The organism is Plantibacter flavus, from assembly GCF_002024505.1.
Classification (GTDB): Bacteria; Actinomycetota; Actinomycetes; order Actinomycetales; family Microbacteriaceae; genus Plantibacter; species Plantibacter flavus_A.
Genome location: NZ_CP019402.1, coordinates 2,362,004 through 2,383,152, shown reverse-complemented (window position 1 = coordinate 2,383,152; position 21,149 = coordinate 2,362,004). Strand labels below are relative to the sequence as shown.

Genomic DNA, 21,149 nt, shown 5'->3' with positions numbered 1-21,149 from the left:
GCGCTCCTCGGACAGTCTGGGGCACATGAACGAGAACACCGCCTCCCAGCCCACCGATCGTACGCAGGACACCGCAGCCACCGAGCGCATCGAGCCCATCGACCGTGTCGAGACGACCGATCACACCGCCATCCCCGCGACCCCGGCGACCTCCGGGAAGCCGGCCTTCTGGCGCCGGAAGCCCGTGTGGATCACCGCGATCGTCGTCGGGGCCCTCGCCCTCGGTGGAGCCGGTGCCGCCTACGCCGTGGACGAGTTCGGCGACGCCGACGACGACCGCGTCACGGCGGCGTCGAACACCGACCGCGACGGTGGCACCGCCGTCGACGACGGTGACACCACGGCGGCGACCGACGACCGCGACGCCCGTGACGCCGACGACGTGCCGCTGACCGACACCGAGTTCGACGCGGCCTCGAAGGCGGCGCTCGCGGAGGCGAAGGGCGGTACCGTGACCGACGTCGACCGCAGCGACGACCCCGGCGAGGCGTTCGAGGTCGACGTCCTCCTCGAGAACGGCGACGAGCTCGAGATCGCGCTCGACGCGGACTACGCCGTGGTCACGAGCGTGCTCGACCCGCGCGACTGACGGACGCACCCCGCCGGGTGCGGAACGACGAGGGCCGGACGGAATCCCAGGATTCCGTCCGGTCCGGCTCTCGTCGTGTGTGTGGCGTGCTAGGAACGCGGCTTGCGGTCGTACGAGCCGCCGCCCGTGCCGCCCTCGTCGTCGCGTCGGCGGGCCGGGCCGCCGCGGTCGGGACGGAGCTCGATGAGCTTGCCGCTGATGCGGGTGTTCTCGAGACGGTCGAACACGTCGTTGCCGAGGCTCGCCGGCAGTTCGACGATCGAGAAGTCCGGCTTGATCTGGATCGCGCCGAAGTCCTCGCGCTTCAGGCCACCCTCGTTCGCGAGCGCGCCCACGATCTGACGCGGGTCGACCTTCTGGCGACGACCCACGGCGATGCGGTACGGGGCCATCGGTCCGCTGGACGGGCGGCTGCGACGCTCGGGGCGGTCGCCCTGATCGCCGCGGTCGTTCCGGTCACCGCGGTCGAAGCGCGAGCCGCGGTCACCGGAGTCGCGACGGTCGCGACCGGCGCGGTCGTTGCCACGGTTGGTGTTGTCGAACTCCTCACGACGGCGGCGCTCGTCCTCCGCGGAGAGGAGCAGCGGCGTCTCGCCCTGGGACACGACGGCCAGGGCCGCGGCGACATCGGCCTCGGGGACGTCGTGGTGCGAGACGTAGTGGCCGATGATCTCGCGGAAACGCTCGATGCGCTCGGTCTGGCCGAGCGCTTCGGTGATCGCGTCGTCGAAGCGGGTGAGGCGGGTCGCGTTGACGTCGTCGACGCTCGGCAGCTGCATCTGCGTGAGCGGCTGACGGGTGGCCCGCTCGATGGCTTTCAGCAGGTGGCGCTCGCGCGGTGTGACGAAGCTGATCGCGTCGCCCGTGCGTCCGGCGCGGCCGGTGCGACCGATGCGGTGCACGTAGGACTCGGTGTCGACGGGGATGTCGTAGTTGACGACGTGGCTGATGCGCTCGACGTCGAGACCGCGCGCGGCGACGTCGGTCGCGACGAGGATGTCGAGCTTGCCTGCCTTCAGCTGGTTGACGGTCCGCTCGCGCTGCACCTGGGCGACGTCGCCGTTGATGGCGGCAGCCGAGTAACCGCGTGCGCGGAGCTTCTCGGCGAGCGTCTCGGTCTCGTTCTTCGTGCGCGTGAAGATGATCATCGCGCTGAAGTTCTCGGTCTCGAGGATGCGGGTCAGCGCGTCCACCTTCTGCGGGTAGGAGACCGTCAGGTAGCGCTGCGTGATGCTGGCCGAGGTCGTGGTCTTCGTCTTGACCGTGATCTCTTCCGGGTTGTTCAGGTACTTCGCGGAGATGCGACGGATGGACGACGGCATCGTCGCAGAGAACAGCGCGACCTGCTTGTCCTTCGGGGTGTCGGCCAGGATCGTCTCGACATCCTCGGCGAAGCCCATCTTCAGCATCTCGTCGGCCTCGTCGAGCACGAGGTACTTGAGCTCCGTGAGGTCGAGGGTGCCCTTCTCCAGGTGGTCCATGATGCGACCCGGCGTGCCGACGACGATGTGGACGCCGCGACGGAGGGCCGACAGCTGGACGCCGTAGCCCTGGCCGCCGTAGACGGGCAGGACGTGGACGCCGCGCAGGTGGGTGGCGTACTTCTCGAACGCCTCGCAGACCTGGAGGGCGAGTTCACGGGTCGGTGCGAGGACGAGCGCCTGCGGCGTCTTCTGCGTGATGTCGAGGCGGGACAGGATCGGCAGGGCGAACGCCGCGGTCTTGCCGGTGCCCGTCTGTGCGAGGCCGACGACGTCGCGTCCCTCGAGCAGCAGCGGGATGGTGGCCGCCTGGATGGCGGACGGGGTCTCGTAGCCGACGTCCTTGAGTACCTTGAGCACCGCGTCGTCGAGGCCGAGGTCGGAGAAGGTCTGCGTAGCGCCGGCGGGTTCCGCCTCGGGCTGCGTCGTGGAATCAGAAGACGTCATACTCCTAACGGTAGTCGCAACGCAAGCGTTTGCAGGACATGGTCTGGAGCCGACCGGTCCGCGCCGTCGCCCGGGGCGCCGGCCTCACCGTCCTACAGGCTGCCCCAGCGCGCCCGGGCACCGCAGTAGAGTCCGTAGGCGATGAGCCCGACGCCGACCACGAGCAGGATGACGACGCCGAACGGGAGCGCGGCCAATGCCGAGATGGCACCGTCCATGCCGGAGGCCTTCTCGGGGTCCTGGGTGGCGGCCGCGACGAGGAACAGGATGCCGACGGTGACCAGTGCGATCCCCTTGGCGACCCATCCGATGACGCCGAGGACGACGACGGCACGCTTCGTCGTGCCGGTGGGCGGGTGCACGTCCTCGAGGAACTTCCGCGTGACGCCCTTGAAGACGAAGTAGCCGCCGATGCCGATGACCACGAGGCCGACGACGATGACGACGAACACCCCGCCGGGGGAGGACAGGAGCGTCGCTGTGAGGCCCTGGCTGGACTGCGAGGAGTCCTGGCTGCCGCCGAGGGCGAAGGTCAGCGCGGTCGATCCGACGGCGAGATAGGCGATCGCACGTCCGGCGGTCGAGATCCGCTTGCTCCACCGCTTGCGGGTGTCGGATTCGCGCACGAGGAAGGCGGAGATCGCCGTCCAGAGACCGAGGGCGAACAGGCCGACGGCGACGACCCAGATGATGACGATCCCGCCGGGCGTGCCTGCAAGCGTCTTGAGCGCACCCGACTGGTCCGCGTCACCGCCGCCGCCGGATCCACCGCTCGCGCCGGACAGGGCGATGGAGATCGCGATCCCACCGATGAGGACGTGGAGCAGGCCGTTGACGGCGTGGCCGGTGCGGGCGAGGCTACGGAGGGCTGTGCTGTTCTGGGCGGTCCCAGCGGCTTGGTCTGCGGCGGCGCGCGCGTTCTCAGGCATCAGACCACGGTAGCGGCCGGGTTCCCGACCACCAGGGGGGTTGCGCGCCGTGCCGGTGGACCGGCGTCGTCGATCGAGCACCGATCCGAGCGGCACCTCGTTTCCGAATGACACGCATGCCCGTGAACCCCTCACGTCCCGCCCCGCCGGACGACCCCTCCGTGATCACCGCCGATGCGACCGCGCTCGGCCTGGGACGCGTCACGGTCGACACGGGCCTCGGACCGGTCACCGTCCACGCGGGTCGTGAGGCGGGCGGGCCGGCCACGATCCTCCTCCACGGCGCCGCCGGTTCCTGGACCACCTGGTCACCCCTCCTCCGCGCCGACGACGAGCGGGGCGCGGTCGTCGACGACGTCATCGCCGTGGATCTCCCGGGGTGGGGTGCATCGGCACTTCCCGCCGCCGATCCGGTGACGGTCGGAGACCTCTCCACCGCCGTCGCGACCGTCGCCCGCTCGCTCGGCTACCGGTCCTGGCGTCTCGTCGGGCATTCGCTCGGCGGGTTCGTCGCGCTCGACCTCGCCGTCCGCGAACCCGAGGCGACGATCCGGGTCGACCTCGTCTCACCGACGGGGATCGGGGTCGTCGAGGCGATCCGGCAGCCGCTCGGTGGCGGCGCCCGGCTCCCGTGGTTCGCAGGCATGCTCCTCGCGATGCGGATGCTGCAGGCGCTCGGCGGACGCGGGCCAGGGCTCGTCCGCGCGCTGAACCGGATCGGTCTGCTCGCACCGCTCATGTCGCCCCTGTTCGGACGACGCCGGGACCTCGACCGCTCGGTCGTCGACGCGCTCGCAGCCGACGTCCGGCCGGCGTCGTTCCTCCTGGCGGCCCGAGCGGCCGCCGCCTACGACCTGCACGTCTGGCGCGGCGTGCGGTGTCCCGTCCGCTGCATGACGGGCGACCGCGACGTCTTCATCGGGCCCGACGATGCAGCCGTCCTCACAGCCCTCGTCCCGGACCTGCGACTCCGCACCCTGCCGGCGACCGGGCACTTCGCGGCGGTGGAACACCCGGAGGCCGTGCTCGATCTCTTCACCTCGGACTGATCCGCGTGGCCTCACGGGCGCAGCGACGGCGGCATCCGCTATCCTGGTCCTCTGCCCGACTTCGTGGTTGGGGTGGTTGATCGTCCGCACCGTGCTGCACCCGCGCCGTGTGTCGAGCATCGATCTGGGGCTGGAAACCCCCAGCACCCACACCCCTCGCACGGAGGTCCTCCTTGTCTGCATCCGCAGCCACCGCATCGCATCCCACCACAGCACCGTCCGGTTCCCCGGCCCGCCGCTGGTGGGTCCTCGTCGTCCTCGCGATGACGCAGCTCATCGTCGTCCTCGACGGCACGATCGTGAACATCGCCCTTCCGGCAGCCCAGCAGGAGCTCGAGCTGTCCGACACGCAGCGTCAGTGGGTCGTCACGGCCTACGCCCTCGCGTTCGGCGCGCTGTTGCTGCTCGGTGGCCGCATCGCCGACTACTGGGGCCGGAAGCGCACCTACCTGGTCGGCATGGTCGGCTTCGGCGCCGCATCGGCCTTCGGCGGGTTCGCCCAGAGCGGGACCGAACTCATCATCGCCCGCGGCCTGCAGGGCGTGTTCGCCGCACTCATGGCGCCCGCCGCACTCGCGCTCCTCACCGTCACCTTCGCCCACGGCCGCGACCGCAACACGGCCTTCGCCGTCTTCGGTACCGTCGCCGGTGCCGGGGCGGCCGTTGGCCTGATCCTCGGCGGCGTGCTCACCGAGTTCGTCGACTGGCGCTGGTGCCTGCTCGTCAACGTGCCCTTCGTGATCGTCGGACTCATCGCCGGCCTCATCCTCGTGACCGAGAGCAAGGCCGAGGGCGACAACCGCTACGACTGGCTCGGTGCGATCACGGTCATCCTGGGCCTCGGTTCCCTCGTCTACGGCTTCACGCTGGCCGAGGGCGGCTGGGGGAGCGCCGACACCATCGGCTTCCTCGCGCTCGGTGCGGGACTCCTCTCCCTCTTCGTCTTCATCGAGATGCGTGTCGCGCAGCCCCTGCTCCCGCTGCGCATCGTGGCGGACCGGGTCCGCGGCGGTGCCTTCCTCATGCAGATGATCGTCGGCAGCGTCATGATCGGTGCCCTGCTCTACCTGACGTTCCACCTGCAGATCGTGCTCGGCTTCCCGCCGCTCGAGGCGGGCATCGCGACCCTCCCGATGACCGTCGCGATCATGATCGTCGCCCCGATCGCCACGAAGCTCCTGCCGGCCATCGGCCCGCGCCCGCTGCTCATCATCGGTCCGCTCGTCGCGGCGGCCGCCCTCGTATACCTCAGCCGCATCACGGCCGACGGCGACTACTTCGTCCAGGTGCTGCCGGCGCTGCTCGTGCTCGGGATCGGCATGGCGATGATCTTCGTCCCGATGCAGAACCTCGCGCTGACGGGCGTCGCCCCGCACGACGCCGGTGCGGCCTCCGCCACGGCGAACGCCTCCATGCAGATCGGTGGGTCGATCGGCCTGTCGGTCTTCACCACGGTCTACGCGAGTGTCACCGACCAGGCGACGGTCACGGATCAGGCCTCGCAGCTCGTGGCGTTCACCCAGGGCTACTCGGCGGCGTTCATCGCGGCTGCGGTCGGCCTCGTGATCGCGAGCGTCATCGCGGTCGTCTGCATTCGCGGTCGCAAGGAGGACCTCCTGCCCTCGGGTGACCAGCAGGCCGTCCACCTGGGCTGAGCGGGACGGCGCCGCTTCGTCGAGCACAAGCCTCCTGACAGCAGGGTGCCGTCGGCGTACCGTGTCCGACATGGCCAGCACCGCGATCGTCCTCACCGTCCCCGGACCGCACGGCGACCGCGAAGTGCGGCTCTCCAGTCCCGACCGCGTGCTCTGGGAGGCGTCCGGTGTCACGAAGCGGGAGCTCGCGGAATACCTCATCGAGGTCGCGCCGGCCTTCCTCGCCGCCAACGGCGACCGTCCGGTGTCCCTGCAGCGGTTCCCAGGCGGCGTGGACGGCGAGTGGTTCTTCTCGAAGAACCCGCCGAAGGGGGCGCCGGAGTACGTCCGGGCGGTCGACGTCGTGTATCCGAGTGGCCGGCGGCATCCGCAACTCGTCCTCGACGAGGCGGCCTCCGTCGTCTGGGCCGCGCAGATGAACACGGTCGTGTTCCACCCGTGGCCGTCACGGGCGTCGGACACCGACCATCCGGACGAACTGCGGATCGACCTCGACCCGCAGCCGGGAACCGACTTCGCCGACGCCGTGCGCGTTGCGGGCTCGCTGCGGGAGCTGTTGACGGAGGTCGGTCTGACGGGGTTCGTGAAGACCTCCGGCAACCGAGGTGTCCACGTGTTCGCGCCCATCGAGCCGGAGCACGAGTTCCTCGACGTCCGGCACGCCGTGATCGCTGCGGCTCGGGAACTGGAGCGACGGGACCCCGACCGGGTCACGACCTCGTGGTGGAAGGAGGAGCGCGGTGAACGCATCTTCGTCGACTACAACCAGGCGAACCGCGATCGGACGATGGCCGGCGCCTACAGCCCGCGTGCGCTGGCCTCGGCGTCCGTCTCGTGTCCGGTGACCTGGGACGAACTCCCCGAGATCGACCCGGGTGCCTTCACAGTGCGGACCGTCCCGGAGCGACTCCGGACGACCGGCGACCCGTGGGCCGGCATGCACGACACCGCTGGGCGCATCGACGTCCTCCTGCAGTGGTGGGAGCTGGACCTCAAGCAGGGGCAGGGCGAGCTCCCGTTCCCTCCCGACTTCCCGAAGATGCCGGGCGAGCCGCCGCGGGTGCAGCCGAGTCGCGCCAGACGCTCCGAGGACTGAGCCCACCCGGACACACGAACGCCCGGTGATCGTGGATCACCGGGCGTTCTCTGGACTCAGGGCGCTATTCGGCCTTACCGAGGGCGAAGCGGACGCCGCCCTGCTCGTCGATCTGCGCGTCGAGGACCGCGTCGCTCAGGGCGACGGCTGCGGACTCCTCGAGGAAGACGGTGGCTCCGGCGCTCTCGATGACCTGGTCGGCCTCGTGCGGCGTCGCCGTCATGGTGACTTCGAAGTTGTTGTCGTCGGAGCTGCTGCTGATGCGCAGTCCGGCGCCGTGCGTGAGCGACGACGCGTCGTCCGGGACGACCAGTCCCGGGGTGAGTGGTGCGTTCTCGGCGAGGGTCTTGACGACTCGGCCGGCGTTCTCGGTCAGGGTGAGCATGTGTGTTCTCCGTTCCGTTCGCGAATACGAGTTCCCCACCATGCTCGGGTTCCCGGCGAGATGCCACCCCGAGACCGATCCTCTGCGGGAACTGCCAAGCAACTCTGCAGGGATTCACACCTCCGCGCCGCTCGTAGCACAGCTCGGGCGATCGTCCCTTGGGGGTCCGTCCGGTGGAGTGGGCTGCTAGCGTCGAACGTGCTGTCCCGCGCGTGCATCCCGCCCCACGGCACCCCCCAACACCCCAGCCCGAGGAGTCCTATGACCACCGTCGCCGCCATCATCAAGCCCACCGCAGACGCGCCGTTCGAGGTCGGCACCATCGAACGCCGTGCGCCGCGCGCCAACGACGTCGTCATCGACGTCCACTACGCCGGCATCTGCCACAGCGATATCCACCAGGCCCGCGAGGAATGGGGCAAGGCCATCTTCCCGATGGTCCCCGGTCACGAGATCGCCGGCATCGTCACCGAGGTCGGCGACGCGGTCACCAAGCACCAGGTCGGCGACCGCGTCGGCATCGGCTGTTTCGTCGACTCCTGCCGCGAGTGCGAGAACTGCCTCGCCGGCGAGGAGCAGTTCTGCCTGAAGGGCAACGTCGCCACCTACAACGGCCGCGAGTACGACGGCGAGCCCACCTACGGCGGCTACAGCAAGCAGATCGTCGCCGACGAGAACTACGTGCTGAGCATCCCCGAGGGCATCGAGCTCGACGTCGCGGCACCCCTGCTGTGCGCCGGGATCACCACCTACTCGCCGCTGAAGCACTGGGGCGCCGGTCCCGGCAAGCAGGTCGCCATCGTCGGGATGGGTGGTCTCGGTCACATGGGCGTCAAGATCGCCCACGCCCTCGGCGCAGAGGTGACCGTGCTCAGCCAGACGACTTCGAAGGAGGAGGACGGCAAGCGCTTCGGGGCCGACCACTACTACGCGACCGGCGAAGAGGGCACCCTGAAGTCGCTCCGTGGACGCTTCGACCTCATCATCAACACGGTCTCCGCCGACCTCGACATCGACGCCTACCTGTCGACCCTCAAGCTCAACGGCTCGATGGTCTTCGTCGGACTGCCCGAGAACACGCAGCAGTTCCGGGTGTTCTCGCTCGTCGGTGGCCGCCGCTCGCTCGCCGGCTCGAACATCGGCGGCATCCGCGAGACGCAGGAGATGCTCGACTTCTGCGCCGAGCACGGCATCGGTTCGCAGATCGAGCTCATCGGTGCCGACGAGGTCGAGGGCGCCTACGACCGCGTGGTCCGCAGCGATGTCCGCTACCGCTTCGTCATCGACACGGCGACGATCGGCTGATCGCACCGATACCCTGAGAGCATGATCCGGCTCCCGTTCCGTCGTCCAGGCGGAGCGGGAGCCGTTCCTCGTGAACCCCTCGGCCGCGAGGTCCTCGTCCTCGGCGGTGTCGCGTTCTTCGTGATGCTCGGGTTCGGTGTCGTGATCCCGGTCCTGCCCGTGTACGTGCGCAGCTTCGGCGTCGGCTACCTCGAGGTCGGCGCGGTCGTCTCCGTATTCGCCCTCATGCGGCTCATCGCGAACCCGTTCGTGGGTGCGCTCGTCGATCGGATCGGAGAGCGGGTGGTGCTGGCGTCCGGCATCGGGATCGTCGCGGTGTCGAGTGCGCTCGTCGGGCTCGCGGCGGACTATCCGCAGCTGCTCCTGCTCCGCGGGGTCGGAGGGATCGGGTCGGCGATGTTCTCCGTCGCCGCGATGACGCTGCTGCTGCGCACCACCCCACCGCACCGTCGCGGGCGGGCGGTCGGGTTCTACCAGGGCGGGTTCCTCGTCGGCGGCATGGCCGGACCGGCCGTCGGTGGCCTGCTCGCGACCATCTCGCTCACGGCACCGTTCTTCTTCTACGCCGGGACCCTCGCGGTCGCCGGCGTCCTCGGGCTCGTGATGCTGCGCGGCAGCCGGATCACCGCGCCGGTCGAGACCGCCACGCAGGCCGAGCCGTTCCGCACGGTCCTCGCCGATCGCCGGTATCAGGCGGCGCTCCTCGCGAACTTCGCGAACGGCTGGGCGTCGATGGGCGTCCGTGGCGCACTCGTTCCGGTCCTCGTCGTGGAGGCGCTCCATGAGGAGGCAGCCTGGACCGGGATCGCCTTCGCGATCGCCGCTGTCGCGCAGACGCTCGCGCTCGGTCCCGCCGGCCGCTTCGTCGACACCGTCGGACGACGACCCGCGATGCTCGTCGCGTTCCCGGTCGCGGCGGCGGCGCTCCTCGCCATGCCGTTCGTCGGCGAGCTCTGGCTGCTGGTCGTCGCCCTGTGCGTCTACGGTGTCGCGGCGGCCTTCCTCGGGACCGCTCCGGCGGCGGCCGTCGGAGACGCCGCGGGTGGCCGGGGTGGCCGGGCCGTCGCGGTCTTCCAGGCGACGTCCGACCTCGGCGCCATCGTCGGCCCGCTGGTCGCCGGCGCACTGCTCGACGCCTTCTCGTTCCCCGCGGCGTTCGGCTCCGCGGTCGTGCTCATGCTGCTCGTCCCCGTGCTCGCGTCCCGCATGCCTCGGGAGCACCGGAACCAGCCGGCGACCGCTTAGCGGGACCGGAGTCGCAGGCCCACCGAGGTGGTGATGTCCTCGCGCTGGCCGCCGGAGTGGACGAGCTGCTCGCCGTCGACCGTCAATTGGCTGGCATGTTCGGCCAGCGCCGTGGCGACGATCGGGAGACGGTGCTCGAGCGGGAACCACACGGCGTCATCGCCCAGCGGCTCGAGGTCGGTGCGGTGGTGCACGAGTTCCGCGAACGGCACCCCGCTCCTCCGCGCCGCGACGATCGCGGCCTCATGCATCCGGAGGTGATCCGGGTGCCCGTACCCGCCCCCGTGGTCGTAGCTGACGACCAGGTCCGGCGAGACGTGTCCGATGAGTGCGACGAGGTCGTCGGCGACGTCGTCGAGCGGCGCGAGCGAGAACGCGCCGGGGGAGACGTCGTCGGCGGGGCCGGCGAGTCCCTCGCGCACCCACCGCATGCCCGAGTCCACGTATCGCGTCGACGTCCCCGGTCGGGCCGCCGGACCCGTCCCCAACCAGAACTGCTCGGCCACGCCGAGCGTGCGGCAGGCGGCGGCGAGCTCCGACTCGCGGTGGGACGCGAGAGCAGCGGTTCCGGCGAGGGACCGGAGCGGGCCGTCGACGACCTCGCCGCGCTCGCCTCGCGTGGCCGTCACGAGGACGACGCGAGCACCGTGGTCCACGAGTTCGGCGATGAGCGCGCCCGAAGCGAGGGTCTCGTCGTCGGGATGCGCGTGCGCGAACAGGACGGTGCGCCCGCTGTCGATGAGCGGGAGGAGTCCGTGGTTCACGAGGTCGAGGTCGCCGGGGCGGTGGCGACGGCGGGAGCGGTCTCGAGCAGGGTCCGGTAGACGTCGACGAGGGCGTCTCCCGAGCGCTGCCAGTCGAACCGCTCCGCCCGCCGTCGCGCTGCCGAACCGAGCTGCGCGAGCCGCTTCGGGTCGCCGAGGATGGACGAGACCGCAGCACCCCAGATGTGCGGGTCGCGGGAGTCGACGACGATGCCCGTCTCTCCATCGACGACGGCCTCCCGCAATCCGCCTGAGGCGGCTACGACGGTCGGCACGCCGCTCGCCGCGGCTTCGAGCGCGACGAGACCGTACGTCTCCGAGTGCGAGGGGACGAGCACGAGCGTGCTCTCGCGGAACAGCGTGGCGAGCCCGATGCGCGACTGCGGCCCGACGAAGCGGACGTCGTCGGCGACACCGAGGTCGCGGGCGAGGGCGGCGAGTTCCTCGGCGTAGCGGTCGTAGTCGACGGAGACGTCCCCGGCGATGACGAGTTCGGGGCGGAGCTCGGGCGCGACCGCGGCGATGGTCTCGATGGCGAGGTCGAAACCCTTCAGCGGGTGGAGGCGACCGGCGACCACCGCGGTCGGGCGACCGGAACGAGGACCGTCGAGCGGGTGGAACAGCGTCCCGTCGACACCGGGCGGCACGATCGACACCCGGTCGGGGCGGGCTCCGAGCCGGGTGATCGCGGTGTCGGCCTCGGCCGCGCTGATCGCGACCACCGCGTCCGACTCCGCGGCGAGCCGTGCCTCTCCGGCCAGGCGCCCGGGGGACTCGGCGCGCTCGCCGTGCGAGAGCGGGGTGGTGGACTCGGCGGCGATGCTGTGGAAGCTCTGCACATGCGGGATCCCCAGTTCCCGCGCGAGGGGGAGTGCGGCCATGCCGGAGAACCAGTGGTGGGCGTGCAGGACGTCGTATCGCGGCAGTCGGGCGAGTTCCGAGCGGAAGTCGTCGACGAACTCTTCGTGCCGACCCTTCGCGACCGGTTCGGCGGGACCGGCGTCGAGGAAGCGCAGGGTCACGCCGGGGGCGAGGGATGCGGCGGACGGCTGGTCGGCAGAGGACCGCCGGGTGATGACGTCGACCTCGTGGCCCGCTGCACCCATCGCGACGGCCTGATGACGGACCACGACGTTCATCCCGCCGGCGTCACCGGAACCCGGCTCGTCACCGGGACTGGTGTGGAGCGAGATCATCGCGATGCGGAGGGGCTGGGGTTGCGAGGGCACCAGACGAGCCTAGTAGCCGTGGGCGTCGCAGCCCCTCGTGACGGAGACACCAGAACGTGCTCGCACATCCGACACCGGAGCGCGAGAATGATCGCGAGACGAGCGCGACGATGCGCCCGTCCAGGCGAAAGGGACGATCATGACGACGCTCAACCCGTATCTCGGCTTCCGCGGGACAGCCCGTGAGGCGATGGAGTTCTACCAGGGGGTCTTCGGCGGCGAACTGACGGTGTCGACGTTCGGCGACTTCGGTGCCGCGGTCGAGCCGGACGAGGTCGATCTGGTGATGCACTCCCAGCTGACCGGCGACGCCGGGGTCGTCTTCATGGGGTCGGACACGCCGAAGCACATGGACTACCGCGAGGGCAGCAACTTCTCGATGTCGCTGAGTGGGTCGGACACCGACGAGACCCAATTGCGCGAGTACTTCGAGCGGCTCTCTGATGGCGGCACCGTCCAGCAGCCGCTGACCGTGGCGCCCTGGGGCGACTCCTTCGGCATGGTGCAGGACCGCTTCGGGATCACCTGGCTGGTGAACATCGCCGCCCCTGCGGAGGGGTGACGTGTGACTGCAGTGGTGTCGCGGGACGACATCGGCTTCCCGAGGAGCAGCGATGACTGAAGCGTGGAACGATTTCTTCGTCGCGACGGCGGGCGCTGCGGCGGCGCTCGCCGGACTCATCATCGTCGCGATGTCCGTGAACATCGCCAAGATCATCGAGATCCCGTCCATGCCGGCGCGGGCGGCGGCGACGATCAGCTCCCTGGTGTTGATCGTCGTCGTCGCTGCCGCAGGACTCATCCCGGGTCAGGCCGACGTCTTGTACGGTGTCGAGGTCCTGCTCCTGACCGCCCTCGCCCTGTGGTTCGCGATCGACGCCGCGGTCCGGATCCTCCGCCACCAGGATGCCGAGCACGGACCGCGCGCCCTCAAGGCTGCGGTGCCGGTGTTGCAGATGATCCCGTTCGTGATCGGCGGTGTGTTGCTCCTCCTCGGTTCGTCGGTCGGTCTCGGCTGGCTGGCTGCCGGCTTCATCCTTGTGTTCATCGGCTCCGTGGTCGGTGCATGGGTGCTGCTCGTGGAGATCCTCCGGTAGCCTCCTCCGACCCCTGAGCGCCACAGCGACTCCGAGCACCCCCTCCCGGCCGTCGAGCACAGCGCGATACGCGCGAGCGACGACTGCGCCGCGCGGCTCGCGGAGTTCTCGGATGAATGGGCGGACCTCCACCACCAGCAGGCCGTCTTGGACGCACGAAAGGCGCGCCTCCTGGCCCGTTCCGCCGCCTATGCTGACGCGTTTGCCGACGCCACGGTTCCGGCGGTCTTCCCGCCGGCCGAACGCCAGGCCCTGTCCCGTCGCTCCACCTGTGCAGCCCTCGCGATGGCGACCCGGATCCCGGAGCGGACGATCCAGCGTGCGACGAACGACGCCGAACGGCTCGTGAACGACGCGCCGGCCGTGCTGGCGTCGCTCGAGGCCGGGCGCATCTCGGCGCGGCACGCGCAGACGATCCTCGATCAACTCAGTGATGTGCCGGTCGAGGGGCGGGCGGTGTTCCTCGCCGAGGTCCTGCCGGTCGCCGGACAATCCACCAATGCGTACCTCCGGAAGCGCGCCCGAGTCCTCCGCGAACGCCTCCACCCCGAATCCATCACCGCCCGAGCCGTCCGCTCCGAGGCCGACCGCCGGGTGGAGTTCGAGCCCGCCGCCGACGGGATGGCGTGGGTGCACCTCTTCACGACGGCACCGATCGCGCAGGGCGTCTCCGAGCGGATCGAAGCGGCGGCAGCGGAGTCACGCGCCGTGGGCGACACTCGCACGTGCGCACAACTGCAGGCCGACGCCCTGGCGGCGCTCGCCCTGACCGGTGTGACGCCTGAAGACGTCCTATCGAGCCCGGTCCTCCCGCACCCGATCGAGGTCCAGGAACACATCAAGCCGACCGTGCAGATCACCGTCCCAGCGCTCAGCATGGCCGGTGTGAGCGATGCCCCGGCTACCCTCGACGGCTACGGCCCGATCGACCCCGAGACCGCGGCACGGATCGCGGTGAACGCGCCCAGCTTCACCCGGATCCTCGTCCAGCAGGAAACCGGTGCGGTCCTCTCCGTCGGCCGGAACCAGTATCGCGTTCCGGCCGACCTGCAACGCGCGGTGCGGTTGAGGGACGGCACCTGTCGCGCACCAGGCTGCGGCAGACGGGCCAGAGCGTGCGATCTCGATCATTCGGTCGCGTGGGCGGACGGCGGCACCACGGATGTCGCGAATCTCGCCTGCCTGTGCCGACATCACCACCGGATGAAGCACCTCCCCGGATGGAACCTCGACCACGGACCCGGCGGAGTACTCGACTGGACGACACCAGACGGGAAACTCCATCGAACTGAACCGGACCCAGCACCGTTCTGACCTGCGCCGGTCCCGAGCCTGTCGAAGGGCATTCGGGTCGCGCTGCCTCGGCTCGGGGGAGAGAGGTGTGCCCGGATGGACCTGGAGGAGGGACCCACTCGAAGCCGACAGGTGCTGTCTCGGACAGCTGTCCGAGAAGTCGTGGTACACTGGTGGGAATGCCTCGCACATCAGGAGTTCCCGCCCTCGGTGTCGAGCAGTCCACCACAGAACGTCCCGCTCCGCCGTCGCGCGTCGAGCGCTTCACTCCCGTCCTCCGAGCGACGGGCGACCCACGTGCCGAGCGCACCAGGCAGACGATCTTCGACGCCGTCGCCACAATCCTCGCCGGTCGGCCGGAACGCGTGTCCGTCGGCGACATCGTCCGCGTCGCCGGGATCAGCCGCAGCTCGTTCTACGCCCACTTCGCCAGCCTCGACGACCTCACTGCGGCCTACCTGCGGGTGCAGTTCGCCGGCCTTGCCGCGTCCGGAGTCTCGGTGCGGCCCGCGGGCGAGTCGCTGGGTAGCGCCGAGCGCGCCCGCGAAGCCTACCGACGCCTCGTCGCCCAGCTCCTCGAAGACGCACCGCTCTACTCGAGCGTGCTCGAGCTCCCCGTCGCCCGCAGCGCGTTCGACGACCTCGTCGGCGAGCACGCCGACCACCTCATCGGCTCGCTGCTCGAGCGCGCCGAGGTCCCGGTCGGCATCCCGGCGGGCCTGGTCTCCGCCTATGTCGCCGGTGGCACGCTCTCCCTCGTCGACGGCTGGCGCCGCGGACGCATCGACGTCTCGGACGACGAACTGGTCGAAGCCCTGGTCGCCCTGCTGCCCGCCTGGCTGCTCGACGAACGATCCGTCGGCGCGTCACCGCCACCACCGACCCCCGAACCATCCGGCCGCTGAACCGCCGGAGCACGACGACGCCGGTGCGCGAGTACCGGTGACGACCTGAGAAGAGAAGAGGAACCATGCAGTTCATCGTTGGAGAGACCCTGGTCTACCCGCACCACGGAGCGGTCACCATCACCGAGTTGTCGAAGGTGACGATCAAGGGTGTCGAGCAGGACGTCATGACGCTTCGCGTGCACACGTCCGAGCTCACCATCAAGCTGCCGATCGCGAACGCCGACCTCGTCGGTGTGCGCGACGTCATCGACCACGACGGCGTCCAGGCCGTCTACGGCGTGCTCCGCGAGCCGTTCGTCGAGGAGCCCGGCAACTGGTCGCGTCGATACAAGGCCAACCAGGAGAAGATGGCCAGTGGCAACGTCCACCGCGTCGGCGAGGTCGTCCGCGACCTGTGGCGTCGCGACCAGGACAGCGGCGTGTCGGCCGGCGAGAAGCGCATGCTCCAGAAGGCGCGCCAGGTGCTCGTCTCCGAACTCGCGCTCGCGCAGTCGATGACCGACGAAGAGGCGTCCGCGGGCCTCGACGAGGTGCTCGCCTCGTCGATCGCGACCCCCGAGGCCGTCGCAGCCAAGTAGGACCCATGCAGACGAAGAGCGCCCCGCCGGTTCGGCGGGGCGCTCTTCGTCCTCGTGGAGGGTGCCTCAGCTCCCGGTGTTGCCGCTGACGATCGCCAGCACGCCGACGACCGCGATGGCGACGATCGGCCCGAAGGACAGGGCGGCCTTGGTGATCGTCCAGGCACGGCTCTCGCGTTCCGGCGCCGGCAGTTCGGCGGGCGAAACGTAGACCGGAGCCTGCCCGCCGTCAGCGGACGCGCCGCCGCTGAGCTGCAACACCCGCGTGTCCGTCCATGCTCGTCCGTCGAAGCGGACCTGGCGTTCCTCGTCGGTCGGGTGCGGGTACCAGCCCGCGGCGTCGGCCTGCGACGGCTTGTCCCGCTGGAACCGCAGCACCCTCGAGTCGCCCCAGGTCTCGCCGTCGAAGTGGAGTTCCTTCGTCGGGTCGTCGGGGTGCGGGTACCAGCCTGCGGTCGTAGCCATCCCTCAAGTATGACAGCGGGATCGGGGATGCCGAGACCGTCCGATGGGCGGCAGAATGGAGACAATCATGACGACGACACCGCGACCTCGAGCCCCACGTCCACAGATCATCCTCGAGGTGGTCCGCAGTTCCTGGGTCACACCGCACCTCGTGCGCCTCACCCTCGGCGGTCCAGGCTTCGCCGACTTCCAGCCCAAGGACGCCACCGACAGCTACGTGAAGATCTCCTTCGCCAAGCCCGAACTCGGCCTCGAGCCACCGTACGACCTCGCGGCGCTCCGTGAGACGCTGGCACCCGCCGACCTCCCGGTCACCCGCACCTACACGGTGCGACGCGTGGACCAGGCGGCGGGCACCATCGACATCGACTTCGTGGTGCACGGCGACGAGGGCATCGCCGGCCCGTGGGCCGCTGCCGCTCAGCCGGGAGACCGCGTCGTGCTCGCCGGCCCCGGCGGTGCCTACCGGCCCGACCCGACCGCCGACTGGCACCTCTTCGCGGGCGACGAGTCGGCGATCCCCGCGATCGCCGCCGCCCTCGAGGCGCTCCCGGCGGAAGCGAAGGGGCTCGCGTTCCTCGAGATCGGTGGGCGGGACGACCTCGTCGAGCTCGACCACCCGGCCGGGGTGCATCTCATCTGGGTCGGCCGTGCGGCCCGCGATGAATCGACGGTCGCGCTCCTCGCGACCGCCATCGCCGGACACCCGTGGCCCGACGGACGCGTGCAGGTCTTCGCCCACGGCGAGCGGGAGTCGATGAAAGCACTTCGTGAGGTGTTCCTCACCCAGCGCGGGCTCGACCGCTCCCAGCTCTCACTGTCCGGGTACTGGGCCTACGGACGCACCGAAGACCGCTTCCAGGCGGAGAAGCGCGAACCGATCGGGGTCGTCCTGCCGGCCTCGTGACGCCCGCCCCGGCGCCGCGCTGCGGGCGGGCGCCTGACTCAATGTGAGGGGTCGGCCGGCTTGCTGCGCGTCCGGCGGACCCGCGACGGACGCTCGACGCGTGCCCGGATGTCCGGTGGAACGAGGTCGAGCAGCTGATCGCGACGCAACGGGAGGTCGAGCAGGCTGAGTTTCATCCGGCCCTTGCGCGAGTGCCGGCTCGGGTCGAGTCGCACGACGTTGGCTGCGTCGCGCACGAGCCGGACGGTCACGACCGCGCCACTTGCGACATCGGACAGGACCTGGCCGTCGATCTCGACGGCGGCCTGCTTCGTCGCCGTGCCGATCGAGAACTGCAGGCGCTCCGCCGGCCCGAGGATGAACGAGCGGTCGATGCCCGACATGGGCGCGACCGGCGTGACGACGGTGGCGGCGACGGCGGGGGAGAGCACCGGCCCGCCGGCCGCGTAGTTGTAGGCCGTCGATCCGGTCGGGGTGGCGATCACGATCGCATCGGCTTTGAAGTACCCGTAGGCGGTGCCGTCCACGGCGAGGTCGGCCATGACCACGCCGGTTCCCGGGCGCCGGGCGATGGAGACGTCGTTGAAGGCGAGGAGATGGGCGACCTGCTCGCCGGTGGTGATCGTCACCTCGAGGCCGTGGTGCGGTTCGAGGGAGAACTCGTTGTCGCTGACCCGTTGGAGTGCCTCCGCGAGCGCGGCCGGCTCGACCTCGACGAGGAAGCCGACGTTGCCGTAGTTGACGCCGAGCACCGGTGCGGATCGGCCGGCGAGCAGCCGCATCGCGCCGAGCATCGTGCCGTCGCCGCCCATCGCCACGGCGACGTCGACCGACGACGCGAAGGCGTCCTCGTCGAGCAGTTCGACGTCGTCGCCGAGCCGGTTGGCCTCCGCGCGGAGTCCGACGAGGCGCGCGCCGTGTTCGAGCTGCCATGAGCGGAGGATGCGGACGGAGTCGTCGATGTTCTTCGTCGGGTGCGTGATGAGGCCGATCGTCATCGACGGCCCGCTGGGGTGCTTCGTGCGAGTGGTGGTCACCCGTCGAGCATAGGCGGATCGCCTGACAGCGCGACCGGGACCCGGGCTCCCGGCGGGCAGTGGCGTGCCTCACGACTGACGCGCGCCGGGCCGGTTTGGGATACTGGAGGGAGCCGGTCCACCGTGATCCTCGCGGGGCGCCGAGCGTGGAGGAACGACATGAGCGAAGTGACCGAGCACCCTGGCCGACCGCGGCGGGCGGGGCGGCTGACGTCGATCCTCATCGGAATCCTCTGCGCGGTGCTCGTCGTCGTCCTCGGGTTCGTCGTCTGGACCCAGATCGTCATGCGGGGCACCCGTCCCGCCGCACTCGCGGTGTGGGAGGACCCTGCGGTCTCCGTCACCGACGTCGGCGACGCCGTGGTCCTCGCCCCGACCGCGGACGCCGAGCGTCCGGCCTCCGGTACCGGTCTCGTCTTCATCCCCGGGGCGAAGGTCGACCCCTACGCCTACCTGTACAAGCTGTCCGGCGTCGTCGAGGAGGCCGGCGTGACCGTGGTCATCACGAAGCCGACGCTCAACCTGGCGTTCTTCGACCAGCGGCCGCTGGAGACGTTCACCGCCGCCGCCCCGGACGTCGACACCTGGTTCGTCGGCGGCCACTCGCTCGGCGGGGTGCGCGCCTGCCAGCTCGCAGAGGATCCCGCGGTGACGGGTCTCGTCCTGTTCGGGAGTTACTGCGCGAACGACCTCTCCGGCTCGGCTCTCGAGGTGCTGAGCCTCGCGGGGAGCGATGACGGACTGAGTACCCCGGAGAAGGTCGCCGACGCGCGCGTCCGGCTGCCCGCCGACGCGACGATGGTCGAGATCGGCGGGGCGAACCACGCGAGCTTCGGTGACTACGGGGTGCAGCCCGGTGACGGTTCGGCGACGATCTCCAGTGATGAGGCCCGCTCCGAGATCACGCGGAATCTGGTCGAGCTGCTCGGCTGAGCGGACGGGGTGGGCCCCGGCGGTCCGCAGGGACCCTGACGATCAGCCCTTCGGGACCGGCGGCCCGACGACGAGCAGGGCCGTGAAGACGGCGACGACCACGAGGCCGCCGACGACCACGAGCAGGACCGGGTGTCGGACGAGCCAGCGGGTCAGGCGGTCGAGCACGCGCTGGTCGCGCGGGTCGGCACCCGCCTCACGGCGCCATGTCCCGTCGAGTCGGCCGGTGCGGTCCGCCCAGAGGTCGAAGGGGATGGTCGCGTACGGGACGACGGCGCTCACGAGGCCCACGAGGATCGTGCCGATGGGCCAGCGCTGGTTGATCCCGATGAGCAGGACCGTCGCGCCGTAGACGAGGAACACGAAGCCGTGCAGCGCGCCACCGATGCTCACGCCGAGGTCGGTCGTCTTCGTGACGTACTTGAGGATCATCCCGATGATGAGCAGGGTCCAGGTGATCGCCTCGGCGATCGCGATCAGGCGGAAGAGGCGGCGCGGCGACACAGGGGCTCCAAGGCTCGGGGTGCAGGTCTTCCAGCTTGCCAGGCACTGCTGAGAGGGTGCTCCCAGCGGGCGCCCGGTTCTGCCACCCTGGGTGGATCGGGAATACGCGTCGGAGCGACGCGGTTCACCGAGATGTATGCAAACACATACAATCGCCGTGACAGCTCGCGGCGAGCCACACGACGTTGGAGAACCCCATGACCACACCCCTCGAGTTCGGCATCGACACCTTCGGTGACGTCACGGTCGACGCCGACGGCGCACCACTGTCCCAGGCGCAGGTCCTGCGCAACGTCGTGGAGCAGGGTGTCCACGCCGAGGCGGTCGGCCTCGACTTCATCGGGGTGGGAGAGCACCACCGTGAGGACTTCGCGGTCTCGTCACCCGAGGTCGTGCTGGCGGCGATCGCGGCCCGCACCGAGCGCATCCGTCTCGGATCCGCCGTCACGGTGCTGAGTTCCGACGACCCGGTGCGCGTCTACCAGCGGTTCGCGACGCTCGACGGCATCTCGGGAGGGCGGGCCGAAGCCATCCTGGGCCGCGGATCCTTCACCGAGTCGTTCCCGCTCTTCGGGTACGAGCTGTCGCAGTACGAGGAGCTCTTCGAGGAGAAGCTCGAGCTGTTCGTCGCCCTCCTCGAGCAGGGACCGGTCACCTGGTCGGGCAAGACGCGCGCGCCGCTCCGGGAGCAGTCGGTCTACCCGCGGGTGGAACACGGGAAGCTGAAGACGTGGGTCGGTGTGGGTGGAAGCCCCGAGTCGGTCGTGCGGACCGCTCGATACGGCCTGCCGATGATGCTGGCCGTGATCGGTGGTGGGCCGCTGCGGTTCGCCCCCTTCGTCGACCTCTACCACCGCGCACTCGCGCAGTTCCAGCTGCCGACCCAGCCCGTGGGCATGCACTCTCCGGCGCACATCGCCGAGACCGATGAGCTCGCGCAGGAGCAGCTGTGGCCGCACTACCGGGCGATGATGGACCGGATCGGCCGCGAGCGGGGCTGGAGCCCGATGACCCGTGGGCACTTCGAGCAGGAGGCCGGCCCGGAGGGTGCCCTGTTCGTCGGTTCGCCGGAGACGGTCGCACGGAAGGTCGCGACCGCGGTCGACGGCTTGGGGCTGTCCCGCGTGGATCTGAAGATCAGCAACGGTTCGCTATCGCACGAGCACCTCATGGACAGCATCGGGCTGTACGGCTCCGTGGTCGTCCCGCGCGTCCGCGAACTGCTGACCGAGGCCTCGACCGCCTGATCCGGT

The 21,149-nt window shown here is 70.3% G+C and carries 22 protein-coding genes; 14 read left to right on the top strand and 8 right to left on the bottom strand.

What is annotated here, in order from left to right:
* Positions 1-25: 25 nt before the first annotated feature.
* Positions 26-589 carry a hypothetical protein gene (locus BWO91_RS11150; protein WP_079002608.1) on the top strand — a complete coding sequence of 188 codons (564 nt, stop codon included), beginning with the start codon at positions 26-28 and terminating at the stop codon, positions 587-589.
* Between the two features lie 89 nt (positions 590-678).
* Here the strand turns inward: BWO91_RS11150 and BWO91_RS11145 are convergent, their stop codons facing one another.
* Entirely contained in the window at positions 679-2,517 is a 1,839-nt protein-coding gene (locus BWO91_RS11145) for a DEAD/DEAH box helicase (protein ID WP_079002607.1), read from the bottom strand.
* Between the two features lie 92 nt (positions 2,518-2,609).
* Complete coding sequence (locus BWO91_RS11140; protein WP_079003943.1) at positions 2,610-3,446, bottom strand: DUF1206 domain-containing protein; 837 nt, start codon at positions 3,444-3,446, stop codon at positions 2,610-2,612.
* Positions 3,447-3,562: 116 nt separating this feature from the next.
* On the opposite strand from BWO91_RS11140, the gene BWO91_RS11135 reads away from it, so the two are divergent.
* The 3 genes from BWO91_RS11135 (at position 3,563) to ligD (ending at position 7,246) form a co-directional block, all read left to right on the top strand.
* On the top strand, positions 3,563-4,495 hold the full coding sequence (locus BWO91_RS11135; RefSeq protein WP_079003942.1) for an alpha/beta fold hydrolase: 933 nt from the start codon (positions 3,563-3,565) through the stop codon (positions 4,493-4,495).
* A gap of 173 nt (positions 4,496-4,668) precedes the next feature.
* The gene (locus BWO91_RS11130) at positions 4,669-6,150 is read left to right on the top strand and encodes an MFS transporter (protein WP_064295442.1); all 1,482 of its coding nucleotides are present in this window, start codon (positions 4,669-4,671) and stop codon (positions 6,148-6,150) included.
* Positions 6,151-6,220: 70 nt separating this feature from the next.
* Positions 6,221-7,246, top strand: coding sequence for a non-homologous end-joining DNA ligase (gene ligD / locus BWO91_RS11125; protein ID WP_079002605.1), 1,026 nt, complete (start codon positions 6,221-6,223; stop codon positions 7,244-7,246).
* 64 nt (positions 7,247-7,310) lie between these two features.
* Here the strand turns inward: ligD and BWO91_RS11120 are convergent, their stop codons facing one another.
* The gene (locus BWO91_RS11120; RefSeq protein ID WP_064295440.1) at positions 7,311-7,631 is read right to left on the bottom strand and encodes a hypothetical protein; all 321 of its coding nucleotides are present in this window, start codon (positions 7,629-7,631) and stop codon (positions 7,311-7,313) included.
* A gap of 261 nt (positions 7,632-7,892) precedes the next feature.
* Between BWO91_RS11120 and BWO91_RS11115 the strand changes: the two genes are divergently transcribed.
* Positions 7,893-8,936 (top strand): NAD(P)-dependent alcohol dehydrogenase, encoded by a 1,044-nt coding sequence (locus tag BWO91_RS11115; protein WP_064296121.1) that lies wholly within the window; start codon positions 7,893-7,895, stop codon positions 8,934-8,936.
* 21 nt (positions 8,937-8,957) lie between these two features.
* Positions 8,958-10,181, top strand: a complete 1,224-nt coding sequence (locus BWO91_RS11110; protein WP_079002604.1) for an MFS transporter — start codon at positions 8,958-8,960, stop codon at positions 10,179-10,181.
* On the opposite strand, the gene BWO91_RS11105 is transcribed toward BWO91_RS11110, so the two are convergent.
* Both BWO91_RS11105 and BWO91_RS11100 read right to left on the bottom strand, forming a co-directional pair.
* The gene (locus tag BWO91_RS11105) at positions 10,178-10,945 is read right to left on the bottom strand and encodes a PIG-L family deacetylase (RefSeq protein WP_079002603.1); all 768 of its coding nucleotides are present in this window, start codon (positions 10,943-10,945) and stop codon (positions 10,178-10,180) included. The genes BWO91_RS11110 and BWO91_RS11105 overlap by 4 nt on opposite strands.
* Positions 10,942-12,174 (bottom strand): glycosyltransferase, encoded by a 1,233-nt coding sequence (locus tag BWO91_RS11100; protein WP_153303438.1) that lies wholly within the window; start codon positions 12,172-12,174, stop codon positions 10,942-10,944. The genes BWO91_RS11105 and BWO91_RS11100 overlap by 4 nt, the downstream gene beginning before the upstream one ends.
* A gap of 136 nt (positions 12,175-12,310) precedes the next feature.
* Here BWO91_RS11100 and BWO91_RS11095 point away from each other — a divergent pair, with 136 nt between their 5' ends.
* The 5 genes from BWO91_RS11095 to BWO91_RS11075 all read left to right on the top strand — a co-directional run bounded on the left by BWO91_RS11095 (position 12,311) and on the right by BWO91_RS11075 (position 16,050).
* Complete coding sequence (locus BWO91_RS11095) at positions 12,311-12,736, top strand: VOC family protein (RefSeq protein ID WP_079002602.1); 426 nt, start codon at positions 12,311-12,313, stop codon at positions 12,734-12,736.
* Positions 12,737-12,788: 52 nt separating this feature from the next.
* Entirely contained in the window at positions 12,789-13,271 is a 483-nt protein-coding gene (locus tag BWO91_RS11090) for a hypothetical protein (protein ID WP_079002601.1), read from the top strand.
* A 147-nt stretch (positions 13,272-13,418) separates the two neighbouring features.
* Complete coding sequence (locus tag BWO91_RS11085; protein ID WP_079002600.1) at positions 13,419-14,585, top strand: HNH endonuclease signature motif containing protein; 1,167 nt, start codon at positions 13,419-13,421, stop codon at positions 14,583-14,585.
* A gap of 158 nt (positions 14,586-14,743) precedes the next feature.
* The gene (locus BWO91_RS11080) at positions 14,744-15,469 is read left to right on the top strand and encodes a TetR/AcrR family transcriptional regulator (protein WP_079002599.1); all 726 of its coding nucleotides are present in this window, start codon (positions 14,744-14,746) and stop codon (positions 15,467-15,469) included.
* 65 nt (positions 15,470-15,534) lie between these two features.
* Positions 15,535-16,050, top strand: coding sequence for a CarD family transcriptional regulator (locus tag BWO91_RS11075; RefSeq protein ID WP_064296128.1), 516 nt, complete (start codon positions 15,535-15,537; stop codon positions 16,048-16,050).
* Between the two features lie 66 nt (positions 16,051-16,116).
* Here the strand turns inward: BWO91_RS11075 and BWO91_RS11070 are convergent, their stop codons facing one another.
* Entirely contained in the window at positions 16,117-16,515 is a 399-nt protein-coding gene (locus BWO91_RS11070) for a hypothetical protein (RefSeq protein WP_079002598.1), read from the bottom strand.
* A 67-nt stretch (positions 16,516-16,582) separates the two neighbouring features.
* On the opposite strand from BWO91_RS11070, the gene BWO91_RS11065 reads away from it, so the two are divergent.
* Positions 16,583-17,422 carry a siderophore-interacting protein gene (locus BWO91_RS11065; protein WP_153303437.1) on the top strand — a complete coding sequence of 280 codons (840 nt, stop codon included), beginning with the start codon at positions 16,583-16,585 and terminating at the stop codon, positions 17,420-17,422.
* A gap of 38 nt (positions 17,423-17,460) precedes the next feature.
* On the opposite strand, the gene BWO91_RS11060 is transcribed toward BWO91_RS11065, so the two are convergent.
* Entirely contained in the window at positions 17,461-18,459 is a 999-nt protein-coding gene (locus BWO91_RS11060) for an NAD(+)/NADH kinase (protein ID WP_240555469.1), read from the bottom strand.
* 159 nt (positions 18,460-18,618) lie between these two features.
* Between BWO91_RS11060 and BWO91_RS11055 the strand changes: the two genes are divergently transcribed.
* Entirely contained in the window at positions 18,619-19,392 is a 774-nt protein-coding gene (locus BWO91_RS11055; RefSeq protein ID WP_079002596.1) for an alpha/beta hydrolase, read from the top strand.
* Positions 19,393-19,434: 42 nt separating this feature from the next.
* Here BWO91_RS11055 and BWO91_RS11050 read toward each other — a convergent pair whose 3' ends face one another.
* Complete coding sequence (locus tag BWO91_RS11050; RefSeq protein WP_064296132.1) at positions 19,435-19,896, bottom strand: DUF3817 domain-containing protein; 462 nt, start codon at positions 19,894-19,896, stop codon at positions 19,435-19,437.
* 197 nt (positions 19,897-20,093) lie between these two features.
* On the opposite strand from BWO91_RS11050, the gene BWO91_RS11045 reads away from it, so the two are divergent.
* Positions 20,094-21,143, top strand: a complete 1,050-nt coding sequence (locus tag BWO91_RS11045) for an LLM class flavin-dependent oxidoreductase (RefSeq protein ID WP_079002595.1) — start codon at positions 20,094-20,096, stop codon at positions 21,141-21,143.
* The last annotated feature ends 6 nt before the right edge of the window (positions 21,144-21,149 follow it).

Excerpts from the sequence above, each read along its gene's own strand:
- BWO91_RS11150 (WP_079002608.1), top strand. The coding sequence starts at position 26 with ATGAACGAGAACACCGCCTCCCAGCCCACCGATCGTACGCAGGACACC.
- BWO91_RS11145 (WP_079002607.1), bottom strand. The coding sequence starts at position 2,517 with ATGACGTCTTCTGATTCCACGACGCAGCCCGAGGCGGAACCCGCCGGC.
- BWO91_RS11140 (WP_079003943.1), bottom strand. The coding sequence starts at position 3,446 with ATGCCTGAGAACGCGCGCGCCGCCGCAGACCAAGCCGCTGGGACCGCC.
- BWO91_RS11135 (WP_079003942.1), top strand. The coding sequence starts at position 3,563 with ATGCCCGTGAACCCCTCACGTCCCGCCCCGCCGGACGACCCCTCCGTG.
- ligD (WP_079002605.1), top strand. The coding sequence starts at position 6,221 with ATGGCCAGCACCGCGATCGTCCTCACCGTCCCCGGACCGCACGGCGAC.
- BWO91_RS11120 (WP_064295440.1), bottom strand. The coding sequence starts at position 7,631 with ATGCTCACCCTGACCGAGAACGCCGGCCGAGTCGTCAAGACCCTCGCC.
- BWO91_RS11115 (WP_064296121.1), top strand. The coding sequence starts at position 7,893 with ATGACCACCGTCGCCGCCATCATCAAGCCCACCGCAGACGCGCCGTTC.
- BWO91_RS11110 (WP_079002604.1), top strand. The coding sequence starts at position 8,958 with ATGATCCGGCTCCCGTTCCGTCGTCCAGGCGGAGCGGGAGCCGTTCCT.
- BWO91_RS11090 (WP_079002601.1), top strand. The coding sequence starts at position 12,789 with ATGACTGAAGCGTGGAACGATTTCTTCGTCGCGACGGCGGGCGCTGCG.
- BWO91_RS11080 (WP_079002599.1), top strand. The coding sequence starts at position 14,744 with ATGCCTCGCACATCAGGAGTTCCCGCCCTCGGTGTCGAGCAGTCCACC.
- BWO91_RS11075 (WP_064296128.1), top strand. The coding sequence starts at position 15,535 with ATGCAGTTCATCGTTGGAGAGACCCTGGTCTACCCGCACCACGGAGCG.
- BWO91_RS11070 (WP_079002598.1), bottom strand. The coding sequence starts at position 16,515 with ATGGCTACGACCGCAGGCTGGTACCCGCACCCCGACGACCCGACGAAG.
- BWO91_RS11065 (WP_153303437.1), top strand. The coding sequence starts at position 16,583 with ATGACGACGACACCGCGACCTCGAGCCCCACGTCCACAGATCATCCTC.
- BWO91_RS11055 (WP_079002596.1), top strand. The coding sequence starts at position 18,619 with ATGAGCGAAGTGACCGAGCACCCTGGCCGACCGCGGCGGGCGGGGCGG.
- BWO91_RS11045 (WP_079002595.1), top strand. The coding sequence starts at position 20,094 with ATGACCACACCCCTCGAGTTCGGCATCGACACCTTCGGTGACGTCACG.